Below are 12,952 nucleotides of genomic sequence, written 5' to 3' on the forward strand. Positions count from 1 at the left end.
TTCGCCGCGGGGTGGAGCAGTGGCAGCTCGCGTGGCTCATAACCACGAGGTCGTAGGTTCGAATCCTGCCCCCGCTACCAAGAAAAGACGCTCAATTTTTGGGCGTTTTTTTGTTAAAATTTGTTAAAAATGATAAGTTCGTGGGCTGGCCCCGGTGGTTGCGACTGATGTCGCTCGCACCGGGGCAAACCCTATCTCCAGTTGTACTGCTGGTCCTCGGTGAAGCTGAGGAGGTCCCCGAGGGGTTCCATCAGTATCACGCCGCAGATGCAGCAGATCGAGAGCAGGTGCAGCGCGATCAGGATGATCGAGATGACACGCTTGGGGCCGACGTTGCCGTAGCCCGTGATCACGCCGATCATGACCCCGGCCAGGTAGCCGAGGCCACAGGTGAGCAGGCCGACGCACGGGATGACGATGATCACCGAGGCGATCATCCACCACTTGTTGTCCGGCTTGAGGGCCAGGAGCCACGCAGGGGCGTTGGGGTCGAGCGACGACGGCTTGGGGGCCGGGACGCCGCTGGTAGGGGCAGCAGGGCTGACAGGGGCGGTGGCACCGGCGGTTCCGGGTCCGGGAGTGGTCATTGCTGTTCCTCGCATTTCGCGATAGATGGTACAACTTGTAGAAAGGGCTTGCGCTCGGATCTAGGTTTTAAACCTGATCAACGATTGCCCAAATACTATATCATTTTATTTAAAAAAAGTCAATATCGCAGCGAATCTTTATATCTGACTCTAGCCCTGTTGTCGTTGACGTAGAGTTTCGTAAACAAGTAACCCTGTTGCCATAGCAACATTCAGCGAATCTGCGAGGCCCTGCATTGGAATGCGCACATTTATATCGCTATTTTTAAGCCAAAAATCAGTTAGTCCGTACTGTTCGCTGCCCATGGCGATCGCTACTGCGCCGCGCAGATCAGTTTTTGTGTAAATATTATCGGTATCGGGTGTGGTGCAAACAATCTGAATTTTATTTTTGCGTAACCAATCGTAAACAGTCTTACTGTCACTAACAACCACAGGTACCGAAAACAAAACGCCAGTCGATGATCTAACGACATTTGGGTTAAAAATGTCAGTCACTGCGTCACAAACAATTACGGCATCAACGCCAGCGCCGTCGGCACTTCGTAAAATCGTGCCCAGGTTGCCTGGTTTTTCGATTGATTCAACAACAAGCAAAAAAGGCTTTTCACTCAGCTTCAAGTCATCGAGACCTGTTTTCCATTGTGGTGCGACGGCCAATAAACCATCGGGGCGATCGCGGTAAGAGCACTTTTCGAAAACATCTTTGCTCACTTCGTATAGCCGTGCGCCTTTTGCCTGAGCTTGTTTAATTAGCTCGGGCTCGTTTTCGCCCAAAAACCAGTCTGGGCTGTAGTAGAATTCGGTTGGAATAATTCCTTGTTTGAGTGCGCGACTAACTTCGCGGTAACCCTCAATCAAAAATACGCCTTGCTCGTCGCGGTCACGGCGTTTGCGTAGGCTGATTAGCCCTTTAACTTTGGGGTTTTGTTTGCTGGTAATTTTTAGGCTATTCATGATTCGTCAATGTCGGCAGTGTAGGAGTTTTCAATCGATTTTTCGCGCTGCGCCAGAATGTGCCAATCTACGTCTTCTTCAGCGCCTTTTAGCATAAAACGCAGACCTTCATCAGGTTCGTGTCCCGCCTCGAGCAATAAAATATAAACTTTCTCGGCACCCAGTTTCTCGAACTGTTCGCGTGAACTTACGCCAATCCGATGGAACCAAACTTCGGTTTCTGGGCCAATGTTTCGTAAGCCAATTGAATCGCCTGATCTCATACTTATATTGTAAACTTAAGCGCAAAACTTGCAAATATTGTTCTGAGCTAAACTATAACATATTACTTAATTTTTGCACACGCAACACGTACAGCTTCGCTCCAGGTTGGAAAGGCGTGGATCGTGCTGGCGACTTCTTCGGCGGTTAAGCCCATCTGAATCGCCAAAGTTAACTCGTGGATCATCTCGCCTGCGCGTGGACTGACAATGCTAGCCCCTAAAAGTGTGCCGTCTTTGTCGGTTATAACTTTTACAAAACCTTCTTCTACGTTGCTGGTGTTTGCACGACCAATAATGCTGATCGGGGCGATTGATTTTTTAATCTTTAAATCGCGCTTTATGCATTCGTCTTCGCTCATCCCAACAGATGCAACTTCGGGCGATAAGAATATACAGCGGGGCACAGCACGGTAGTCGGCGGCGACTTTTTGCTTTTTCCACATGTTATTCGCAGCTAAGCGGCTTTGGTAAATTGCCATGTGGGTAAACTGAAACGGTCCAACGACGTCACCTGCTGCGTAAATGTTTTTAGCGGTAGTCTGCATAAATTCGTTAACTGCTATTGCTTTTGGAGTATACTCAACCCCAGCGTTTTCTAGGCCTATATCCACGTTGGCGATCTTGCCCGTTGCTAGCAAAACCTCATCGACTTTAACAGTTTTGGTTTCACGGCCCTGCTGATAAGTCACGCGTTTTGCCAGTCCCTCTTTTGTAACCGATATAACTTTAGTGTTTGTGAGAACGCTGATTCCACGATCTTGTTCAAAATGACTTCTTACAAGGTCACCGACTTCTTGGTCTTCTTTCATAAGTAGTCGCGAAGTAATATCTGAGATGTAAATTTTTGTGCCAAAGATGCTAAAAAGTTCGGCAAATTCGCAGCCAATTGCACCGCCTCCAATTATAAACAACGATTTCGGCGGTCTTGTAAGGTTTACGGCTTCGCGAAAAGTTATAAAACCAGCCTTTTCTAATCCTTCGATGGGTGGAATAAAATTACTAGTGCCAGTAGCGATCAAGAAATTCTCGGCTGAAATATGTTTGCGATTAACTGTAATCTCGTGGCTAGAAATAAAACGCGCCGTACCGTTTATAACGGTTATTCCCTCGGACTCATAGACCTTTTTACCTTGCCATGTCCCAGTACGATACACTGCAAGGTCTTTCCACGCTTTGATTGACGGGTAGTTGTAAGTTAGAGTCCCGCCACGAATGCCAAATTGCTGGCCGTTTCGGGCTGCATCGTAGATTTCTGCAGCGTGCAGTAAAGATTTTGTTGGCACGCAGCCCCAGTTAGGGCATTCACCACCCATCTCGGCGGCCTCTACTACGGCCACTCTTTTGCCTAGATGTTTACTAATGTGTGCTGCAACGCTTCCGCCACCCCCGCTGCCAATTACAACAAGGTCGTAGTCGTATTTTGGTCGCCTGCTTAGTTTGAGTTTCATAACTATCCTTTATCCTATTATACGATGATGCAAGTAAATGTAAGCTGCATCCGGATTATAAAGCTTTAAATATTTTGCGGCCTCGTGGCGAATATCTTTGCTGGTGATTTCGTGCTTGGGGGCTAACCAAGGTTCAATATCGCGGCAAACACGATCGGCTGTTACTTCTGCTTCACCCGAATGCGAGCTAACCGTCAAACAAGATGAGTATATGCTTGCGTAAAGCTTGCGCTCGTCGTAGGGTTCGTTAACGCCGGGCAATCGCTTAATTATAGTTGGGGCTGCGCTCATGGTTAACCAAAATTTATTACGCCGTTGGCGATTAGGATCAAGATCCAGCCTAGTGCAACTAATAGTAGACCGAGCGTTAGGCGCATGCCACCTTTGCCTTCTTCTTTCCATTTTTGCACCGAACTTAGTTTTGCGCCGCTAGCAACCAAGCCCAAGATTATTAATAGTGGTGCAACAAAAATTAAGTTATATAGAACCATCAGGCCGAATGCAACCCAGTCAAAGTCAATACGCAAAACTGTAATTATCGCCAAATAGGGTGCGCCGGTGCAGGGAAGCTCGACCGCTGCTACGAATGCACCAAGCAGCATCACCCCAATCACGGTCGTGCTGCTGCCCGACCAATCCTGGATTTTTTTGGCAAAAAAGTGTGGAATTTGCAGACTGAATCCTTTGCCATACCAAAAGTAGTCTTTAATTTCCAACATACCAGCCAGAATTACCAAGATTCCAACCCCAATCGAGAGGTATTCGGCAATAACAATGGGAATTGCAGTAAAGAAGTAGACCAATCCCAGGCCGGCAACTAGGTATGTAAAAAAGATTGCAAACGTGTACGCTGCGCCAAGCAGGAGCATGCGTTTAACGGATTTTCCCGAGCCTAAAATCACCGAGATCATTAAAATTAACACGCCGATTGCGCAAGGGTTTATGGAATCAATTGCTGCGCTGACAACAACAAGCCCGAGTGTAGGTAGGTCTAACATCTAAAATATCTCCCTGATCTCACAAATTTCGCGTTTACCCACGATACCGAATGTAGCGCATTTGTCTGCGTCGCGGATTCCAAATTGCTCGCAAAGTTTGTCGGTGCGATCCTTTTTAATGTCGAACTCAAATATCGCGCAGTCGCCCGGAGGCACTTGACTCTCGCCCGTGATTGCGTAGTCTGCAGGGTGTGCGACTTTGGTTTGCTTATAGGTCTTATCATTTTTATTGTAGTTGTAAACAAAAACCTGAACTTCGGCTGGTTGGTTGCCGCAAGTTTGACCGTTTACAAAGCTCGCAACTTTGCCATCTGGCGAGGTTTTGATAAATTTTTCTACTAGCTGAGGCTGATCGGATGGACTACCGTCGCCGTCGGCCTCGGCCTCAAAGTAGCCTGTGTCGTTAATCGGTACGATCAAAGAGTTATTACTGACTTCACCGCCAACAACTTGCATAAATTTGCCTAACGAGGCGTCGTCGGGTAATTCAACAGGGACGCCCTCTAGATGGATTCGTTTGTCGTTATGTTCATGCAAGGTCGGCGTACCAATTTTGTTGCTCAGGAATCCGGTTGGATCGCGTAACTCGAGCTCGTTACCGCAAGCCCAAAATTCGATATCGGCGTGCCAGTGAACTGGTCCACCTGTTGCTGATTTTACATTTAGGTAAATTGTGGAACCGCTAATAATAGCAGTGGTGCTAATCACAATTACTGCAATGGCAGAAAAAACTGGTAAAAATAGTTTCTTTTTTTTGCGTTTAACGACAATTACAGATGCAATAACTAGCAATAATAATAAAATACATGCAATTAAAACGGAGTTAGTCGAGAGATGACTAACCGCACCTTCGAGGTCGGTAGCGTTTGTAACAGATTCTAGCATTTTTATTTTGGTTTTTACTCGCTTACGCTTACTATAGTGTATAGCATGGTTTAGATGTCAATGTCAAAAAATACGCAAAAAAATTACTATCAGCTTTCGTCCGAGCAGGCTTTAAAGGACTTTAACGTTGAGCCCAAAAACGGCTTGCGCGAAACTGACATTAAAAATCGGCAGCAAAAATATGGCAAGAATATTTTACCCGAGGGTAAAAAGTTTTCTGCTATTGGTTTATTTTTTTCGCAGTTCAAAGATGTATTGATAATTATTTTAATTTTTGCTGCAACGGTTTCGCTAGCTATTAGTTTTTTCGGGGGTCACGGTAGTCCAACGGAAGCACTTTTGATTTACTTTATAGTTTTATCTATTGCGATTGTCGGTTTTTTGAACGAGTATAAAGCTGAAAAAACCGTCGAAGCACTTAAAAAGTTAGTGTCGCAGACCTGCAGGGTCCGGAGAGACGGTGAGATCTTTGAGATTGAGGTTAGTGAACTTGTGCCGGGCGACATTCTTCTTTTAGAAGAGGGGAATAAAATTGCCGCAGATGCTCGCTTGCTAGAAGTTAATCACCTAAAGACCAACGAAGCCAATTTGACCGGTGAGTCGGTTACGGTAAGTAAACACAGCGAAGTTCTAAATAAAGACCTGCCGCTTGCTGATCAGCTAAATATGGTGTTTTCTGGTACTTTAATCACAACCGGTACAGCTACTGCAGTGGTGGTTCAAACCGGAGCCAGCACACAAATTGGTAGAATTGCCAAGCTCGTAAGCGAAATCCAGAGTGACGAAACGCCCATGCAGAAAAAACTCGATGATCTAGGCAGGAAGCTCGGATTTGTAGTGATCGGGATCTGCGTTATTGTATTTTTTGTTGTATTGTTTTTTAACAAAGATTTGCAAAATGCCGATTTTTTGCAGCGGGCTTTGTTGGCGTTTACTGCTGCGGTAGCTTTGGCAGTCGCTGCAATCCCGGAAGGCCTGGCGTTTGTGGTACGAATTAGTCTGGCGCTTGGAGCGCGCAGGATGGCGACTAAAAAAGCATTGGTTCGGCGGCTTTCGGCGGTTGAATCGCTTGGCTCCACAGATGTGGTTTGCTCCGATAAAACCGGCACACTAACAAAAGGCGAGATGACCGTGCGTCAACTTTTGGCTGGCGTAGAGCTTTTTGAAATGAGCGGATCTGGTTATGAAGTTAACGGCAACTTGCAAAAAAATAATAAAAAAATTGCGCCAAATTCCGATGTTTTGCGACTTTGTGAGATCGGTTTGCTCTGCAATAATTCCAAGATTAGGCAAGGTGATATGATTGGCGATCCAACGGAGGGTTGCTTGTTGATTTCTGCCGCAAAAGTTGGATTAAACGAGGAAAAAGTTTTGGCAGGCATGCCACGAGTTGGCGAAGTGCCGTTTAGTAGTGATCGCAAAATGATGAGCACTCTACACGAGACTAAAAAAGGTTATCTTGCCGCCGTTAAGGGCGCACCCGATGTCTTGATTAAGAAATGCACTCATATTTTAAAAAACGGCAAAGTCGTTGCGATTTCGGCTGTAGACAAAAAGTTAGTAACGGAAACTATTAAAACCATGGCCGCCCAATCGTTGCGGGTTTTAGGGTTCGCTTACCGCGAATTTAGCGAAAAACCAGGTGAGTATCAGATGGAGCGAAACTTAGTCTTCGCAGGACTCCAGGGCATGATGGACCCACCGCGAGCGGAAGTTAAAGAAGTTATTGAACGCGTCCAACGTGAAGCCGGTGTGCGTGTGATCATGATCACTGGCGACAATGTTGACACGGCGTGCGCAGTTGCCGCAGAAATTGGAATTACTGGCGACGCAATAACTGGGCTGGAGTTGGATAAGCTTACTGAAACCGATTTTAAGAACGTCGTAGAAAAAATTGGGATTTATGCTCGCGTTAACCCAGAACATAAGATTAGGATTGTTGAGGCGCTAAAGCACCACGGTCATCAGGTTGCGATGACGGGTGACGGTGTAAATGACGCCCCTGCAATTAAAGCTGCCGATATTGGAATCGCCATGGGCATTACCGGCACAGACGCCGCCAAAGAGGCTAGCGACATGATTTTGTTAGACGATCAGTTTTTAACAATTATTAATGCCGTCGAAGAGGGTCGGGGGATTTACGACAACGTTCGCAAATTTGTTAACTTTTTACTTTCATGCAACATAGCTGAAGTGGTAACAATTTTGCTGGGCATTTTAGTTCATGGAAATCTTTTGCTAACTGCAGCACAACTTTTATTTATAAATATCGTAACCGACGGATTACCTGCAGTTGCACTGGGCTCTGATCCGTCGGCTCAAAACGTGATGAAATTCAAGCCGAGCCGCTATCAGGGTGCAATTGTGACTAGGCGAATATGGGCCGAAATTATAGTTTTTGGAATTTTAATGAGCATAGTAATTTTGTTGCAATACAACTTTGCACTTCAGGCCGGTGGAGCTCTGCTTGCGACTTCGGCGGTGTTTATGGGGATGGTGGTTTATGAATTCGTGCGCCTTGTGGATATTAGAACTGACTATCCAATAAAGTGGTTTTCTAACCCATTACTTACAGTGAGTATGTTAGTTTCTTTGGCTATTCAGCTAGCAATTCTGTATATTCCGGCGTTGGCACAAATTTTTACAGTTCAGCCAATAACTGGTTTTGACTGGTTACTAATCGTTGGTGGCAGTGTAATTTTATTTGTAATTATGAAGTTGCTTAATCCTATTTTTGATTTAATCGGCCCCGAGAACAAGCCTATAAAACAAGTTTGACAGAAATCCCCAAACTTAGGTAATGTAGGGCTAAAGAATAAAATAAAAAGGAGCTAAAATGGCTACAGCAAAAAAACCAGTAAAAAAGAAATCAAGTGCTAAAAACGACGCTGCCGAAATTGCTAAAAAAATGAAAGAAAAAGCCGACAGCGGGGAATGCGCTTTTTGCTAACTTATAACCCTATTTTTTGTAGGAAATAATCTGAATCCAGGTCGCGTTTTTAGTAGATACGTCAGAAGTAATTTTTATATTTTCAAAACCAACCTCGTTAAGGTAGCCTTCGATTTGTTCTTGGTTCCAGTAGCAAAAGAATCGTGGGGCGCCTAATTTTTTATTAGTCCACTCTTCGCCCTCTCCTTGTTTTAGGGTAAAAGCAAAACGTCCGCCGGGTTTTAGCGATTTAAATACTTTTTCTAAAACCAGTTTTACTTCTTCGCGAGTGAAATGCAAAAGCACAGCTTGAGCGAATATAAGATCGTAAGGTCCGTCAAGATCATCGGTGATTATGTTTAAGCTTGTAGCGTTAAAACCCTTCGTTTTAAGTAGGTCTACAAATGCTTGAGTTGCATCTGTGCATTGAATTTCATAGCCTAGACTCTTTATATAGTTTGCATCGCGTCCGTTAGCGCTTCCAAATTCTATAATTTTTGCATCTTTATTTAAATTAGATAAAGATTCGTCTATCCATATTTTTATTTGACCACTGATTTCTTGTGGTGTTCCATCGATATAATCTTGGACATGATCTTCGTATGATTGAATAGTTTTGGAATTCGAATTTGTCATGTTGAAGATTGTAGCAGATCAGACTAGTTAGATGATAAAATGCACTTTAGCTAAGGAGCTCGATGACCTACTTAAACGCAATTACCCCGATCAACATAAGCGAAGAAAAGCACAAATTTTTTAATAATAGTAATTATCAGCCGCAATTAGAATATAATTGGGACGAAAAATCTATCGAAGGATATAAGCGAGTTTCGCCATTATTCTCTGATTTAGTAGATGCGATGGTGGCGCAAGATGTGCCGCAGATACATATTTACAGTCGAGAATACTTTGATGTAGATTTTAGACCACAAGACTTAGAATTTGCGGCTAATCTTATAAGGCGCATTCCTGAAGCGTCGAATGGGACGGCCGATGAGCTTGCTAAAATTTTTCAGTCTAAACTGGATGCTTTAAATATTGACTACAAGGTTGAGGTCGTTGATAAACATGGTTTTCAATGTCGACCTAATCATCCTGCTAAAAAAGTTGAGATTAGCAAATATTTACATTTGCAGTTTTTGTCAACCGAAGGCGTCGCCAGCCACGAACTTGTTCATGTGATTCGAGCCGTAAACGGTGATCATAATGGAATTGCTATACAACATGACTACTTGCCAACAGAGGAAGGCTTATCTTGTTTGATCCAAGATGAATTACTGAAAGAGCCATCGGCATCGTCGTTTCAGCACGCGTTAGAGTTTTTGGCCGCTGATTTAAGTTCGAAAGCAAGTTTTAAAGAGGTATTTGATTTTTTGGTTTCGATGGGCGCCGACGAAGAAAGCGCTTGGCTGCGCGGTATTAGGCAAAAATTCGGCGTAAAAGATACTTCTAAACCCGGCAGTCTAATGAAATCAGGTATGTATTTTTACCACGAAAGACTATTGAGCGAGCTAAGCAAACAGGAACTTGCTAGGTTGTTTGTGGGCAAAATCCCACAGCATCACTTAAGTAATTATCCTAAGTACAGCGGGGTAGTTCCCGAAGAAAAGATCTTGGAACTCCTGGGCTAGTCAATAACAGATCATCATGTTAAAATAGTGTTTGCCTGATGCGTGGCAGTTTTGCACGATCACGGCACTTGGCACCGTAGCTCAGATGGTTAGAGCGTAGGACTCATAAGCCTAAGGTCACTGGTTCGATCCCAGTCGGTGCTACCAAAATAGGATTTTTAGCGTCTTCGGACGCTATTTTCTTTATTAACAGATAAGATTCTGCCAATTTAGCGGTTCTAAATCCCGTCTCACAATCGTATACAAGACCTTCTGGGAAGATTGCATCTTGAATACGCCTTTTGACCTCTATTGGTGCGAGGTTCCAAAATGATGCTGGATTGCTCATGAACAACAGAGCATTGTCTATTACTTGCTCCTTATCCTTGATATCGTCAGTAATCTCAGAGCGGCGTAATTCTATTTTGGTAATGTCGTTATCAACTTCTGCTAGTTTACGGTCTTTATCTGCTTCACTAATTTTGTTATCTATATACAAATCTAGTGTACGAATACGTTTGTCCTGTAGGGCGTTTAGCTCACTGTCTAATGTACGCGAAAGGTTGTGTGCGTCTCGTGTTTCGTTATTCCATTCACGTAGCACGATATGTTTAAACAGCTTCTGCGCGTCTTCTGTTGGTCGTACACGCTCCATTAAGTCCATGAAGTCCTGATGCACTAAGCCACGCATCTTGCTCACAGGCGCACCAATTTCTTTAGCCCTACAAAACATGCAAGAATAGCGAGGACTCGGGCCACTGCGACCACGAGGAGAACTTCCAGTCATAGGTTTACCGCAGGTATGCTGCAGGAATCCGCTACGTAATGGCCATTCCTCTTCAGCAGAGCGGCTAAAGTTACGCAAGCTACCATTCAAGATTGCCTGATTACGGTAGTAAGTGGTCTCACTAATGATGGGCTGGTGTATACCCTGAATTAGCCTGCCGCCTATATAGTCGGAAGTTACGAATCCAGCATAAAGTGGGTTACCTAACATGTCCTTTACCATCTGCCATGTTCGCATGCCATTCTTTCGACTACGAATACCAATCTTGTACGCGAAATCACGAGCATTCTGTACCGTATAAGCACCCGTAGAAAACTCTTCTAGCAGCTGCTTCATCTTTGGGGCATCGTCATTAGGTTCGATAGTCACAATACCTGTTGCTGTCCTAATACGCCTGTAGCCAACGGGTGCAGCATGAGGCCAAGCCCCTTGCTCGAGACGAGCTATCATACCGCCCGTCGTACGAGCTAATCGAATCTCATTATCAAACTCCGCAAATGCTGCAAGCATACTTTCCATCAAGTTGCCCATAGGGTCATCACTGATAGGCTCGGTTACCGATACTACTTTGATTCCTAGCTTTTTCAGTTGTGCTTTGATGATATGGTGATATTCACTCTTACGAGCTAACCTGTCCACCTTCCAGATAATGCAGTGAGATATTTTGCCTTTGTTTTTAGCACAGTAATCAAGCATCGCTGCTAGTTTTGGACGGTCTATGAGTTTCGCAGATACACCTTCTTCACGAAATACATTCTCATTAGGCAATTCAATGCCATTTGATTTAGCGTAACGCATACAGGCATCGGTTTGACTATCCAAACTGGTACCTTTTACTTGGTCATCACTCGATACTCGTACGTATGCAACTGCCTTCATAATTTCTTCGGTATTTTTAGAACTTTTACTCATCTAATTATACCTCGTTTGCGTAACTTTTAGAACCTCAAATTGTGACACATTCCTGAGGAAAGCTCTTGCAATGGCCGTAAAATCTAGAACCGCCACTGCCAGCGATTCGCCGGAGCTATACTGCGATGTTTTACCGATTACTTTCTTGGCTTCATCTACTGATATAGGCGTAAGTTCGCTTACGGAATCAAGACTAAACTCCATTACTTTGCTCCTTATCCCGCTTGTGAAAGATACCAGTTGTACCCTCATATTCCCGCATGGTTTTGAAGATAGCTTCTAACAGTTCTGCGAGTGTTATACGCTCATCTTCTGGTTGTTGGTTGGTCATTCTTAACTCCTTTAGACCGCACCAAACTGACACCTGCATATTGAGGCGTGCTGCATGGTTGATATTAAATATTTCGGAATAGCAAACCCCACAAACGAGACGCTAGAACTCGCTGAAAATAAAAAATGCCCGATTCGAGGCTTGTTACCTGAAGGGCTAATTGTGAGTATAGACTTGACCGAGTTGGTCTACGAAGTTGCTTCGTTTACTATGTGAGTATTATACCAAACCATAAGCAAAAAGTCAATAGCTACAGTAACACTTATGACCTCTGGTAAAAATGTGTTGTAATTTATGACAAGATACATGCAGACTACCATGCAATATAATGATTTACAGAGTGACTGATTTATTCAATAACAGAGAGATTGCGGTAGGGCTATGGCTGATGGTACTGATAGTCTTTGCTGCTAGTAAAAAGGAAGTACGTTCATCATTTAAGGACGTTCTTAAAGCATTCTTCACGCCTAAAATAATCATACCGTTATTACTGTCATTCACGCCAAGCGTATTGGTCGTATGGCTATTGGCATATTTAAATCTTTGGGACTTGTCTGTACTCAAAGAAACAATCTATTGCGTTATCGGTACAGGCATCATTATGTTTGGTAAGTTCAATAGCGTTAAAGATTTGAAGTCACTATACAGGCAAACCGCAAAAGAAACCCTAGCATTAGTGGTCTTGCTGGAGTTCATTATTTGGCTTTATGTATTTCCTTTGTGGGTTGAGCTGCTACTGGTGCCGTTCGTAACTTTGGTAGTGCTGTTAGCGACAGTGGCAAAGTACATGAAAACGGACGGTATAGAGTTAACGCGCAAAGTGCTAAATGGTACGCAAGTATTTATTGGCCTGCTTATACTGCTATTCGCATTTATAGGCTTTGCGAAAAGTCCTGCAACATTATTTACCCTGCAGAATCTAGAGCTGTTTTTGCTGCCTATTATCCTTTCATTAACCTTCGTACCTTCCGTGTACTTCATAGCGTTGTATAGCAAGTATGAATTGGTATTCAATCGAATTAACTACCCCATGAAACTGAACCGTAAAAGCAAGCGGGCTATCAAACTAGCAGCTATCAGGCGCTGCGGCCTGAGCGTGTATGTTACAGGCGAAATGATACGTCATTTGGCAATCAACTTAACCACTGACACCACCAAGGCTCAAGCCCTAAAGCTCATAAAAACCTTTGACCCAAAGCAACCATCATTCTTATAGCCCGACTTTACCAGAATCGCCTCTGAGCC

The 12,952-nt window shown here is 44.1% G+C and carries 13 protein-coding genes and 2 tRNA genes; 5 read left to right on the forward strand and 10 right to left on the reverse strand.

Translation table 11 applies throughout. The features are described from left to right. The first annotated feature begins 5 nt into the window (after positions 1–5). Positions 6–80 (forward strand) — tRNA-Met (locus tag VLA77_01240). Positions 81–191: 111 nt separating this feature from the next. Here the strand turns inward: VLA77_01240 and VLA77_01245 are convergent. From VLA77_01245 to VLA77_01275, 7 genes are all read right to left on the reverse strand, one after another. Further along, the gene (locus VLA77_01245; protein HSE29193.1) at positions 192–587 is read right to left on the reverse strand and encodes a hypothetical protein; all 396 of its coding nucleotides are present in this window, start codon (positions 585–587) and stop codon (positions 192–194) included. A 150-nt stretch (positions 588–737) separates the two neighbouring features. Further along, positions 738–1,544 (reverse strand): RNA methyltransferase, encoded by an 807-nt coding sequence (locus VLA77_01250; GenBank protein ID HSE29194.1) that lies wholly within the window; start codon positions 1,542–1,544, stop codon positions 738–740. After that, on the reverse strand, positions 1,541–1,807 hold the full coding sequence (locus VLA77_01255; GenBank protein ID HSE29195.1) for a TfoX/Sxy family DNA transformation protein: 267 nt from the start codon (positions 1,805–1,807) through the stop codon (positions 1,541–1,543). The genes VLA77_01250 and VLA77_01255 overlap by 4 nt, the downstream gene beginning before the upstream one ends. A gap of 62 nt (positions 1,808–1,869) precedes the next feature. Continuing rightward, on the reverse strand, positions 1,870–3,255 hold the full coding sequence (gene lpdA, locus VLA77_01260) for a dihydrolipoyl dehydrogenase (protein ID HSE29196.1): 1,386 nt from the start codon (positions 3,253–3,255) through the stop codon (positions 1,870–1,872). A 9-nt stretch (positions 3,256–3,264) separates the two neighbouring features. Further along, entirely contained in the window at positions 3,265–3,546 is a 282-nt protein-coding gene (locus VLA77_01265; protein HSE29197.1) for a hypothetical protein, read from the reverse strand. Between the two features lie 2 nt (positions 3,547–3,548). After that, positions 3,549–4,253 (reverse strand): hypothetical protein, encoded by a 705-nt coding sequence (locus tag VLA77_01270; protein ID HSE29198.1) that lies wholly within the window; start codon positions 4,251–4,253, stop codon positions 3,549–3,551. Continuing rightward, positions 4,254–5,138 carry a hypothetical protein gene (locus VLA77_01275; protein HSE29199.1) on the reverse strand — a complete coding sequence of 295 codons (885 nt, stop codon included), beginning with the start codon at positions 5,136–5,138 and terminating at the stop codon, positions 4,254–4,256. A gap of 60 nt (positions 5,139–5,198) precedes the next feature. Between VLA77_01275 and VLA77_01280 the strand changes: the two genes are divergently transcribed. Beyond that, positions 5,199–7,916, forward strand: coding sequence for a calcium-translocating P-type ATPase, PMCA-type (locus tag VLA77_01280; protein HSE29200.1), 2,718 nt, complete (start codon positions 5,199–5,201; stop codon positions 7,914–7,916). 181 nt (positions 7,917–8,097) lie between these two features. Here VLA77_01280 and VLA77_01285 read toward each other — a convergent pair whose 3' ends face one another. Next, entirely contained in the window at positions 8,098–8,703 is a 606-nt protein-coding gene (locus tag VLA77_01285) for a methyltransferase domain-containing protein (GenBank protein HSE29201.1), read from the reverse strand. Between the two features lie 62 nt (positions 8,704–8,765). Between VLA77_01285 and VLA77_01290 the strand changes: the two genes are divergently transcribed. Both VLA77_01290 and VLA77_01295 read left to right on the forward strand, forming a co-directional pair. Further along, entirely contained in the window at positions 8,766–9,698 is a 933-nt protein-coding gene (locus VLA77_01290; protein HSE29202.1) for a hypothetical protein, read from the forward strand. A gap of 70 nt (positions 9,699–9,768) precedes the next feature. After that, positions 9,769–9,845 (forward strand) — tRNA-Met (locus tag VLA77_01295). Between the two features lie 1,531 nt (positions 9,846–11,376). Here VLA77_01295 and VLA77_01300 read toward each other — a convergent pair. Both VLA77_01300 and VLA77_01305 read right to left on the reverse strand, forming a co-directional pair. Beyond that, positions 11,377–11,580: a hypothetical protein gene (locus VLA77_01300; GenBank protein HSE29203.1), complete on the reverse strand. Its 204-nt coding sequence runs from the start codon at positions 11,578–11,580 to the stop codon at positions 11,377–11,379. Beyond that, complete coding sequence (locus VLA77_01305; protein ID HSE29204.1) at positions 11,570–11,707, reverse strand: hypothetical protein; 138 nt, start codon at positions 11,705–11,707, stop codon at positions 11,570–11,572. The genes VLA77_01300 and VLA77_01305 overlap by 11 nt, the downstream gene beginning before the upstream one ends. A gap of 340 nt (positions 11,708–12,047) precedes the next feature. Between VLA77_01305 and VLA77_01310 the strand changes: the two genes are divergently transcribed. Next, on the forward strand, positions 12,048–12,923 hold the full coding sequence (locus VLA77_01310) for a hypothetical protein (protein ID HSE29205.1): 876 nt from the start codon (positions 12,048–12,050) through the stop codon (positions 12,921–12,923). Positions 12,924–12,952 lie beyond the last annotated feature (29 nt).

Source organism: Candidatus Saccharimonadales bacterium, assembly GCA_035457485.1.
Classification (GTDB): Bacteria; Patescibacteriota; Saccharimonadia; order Saccharimonadales; family EFPC-124; genus DATIBO01.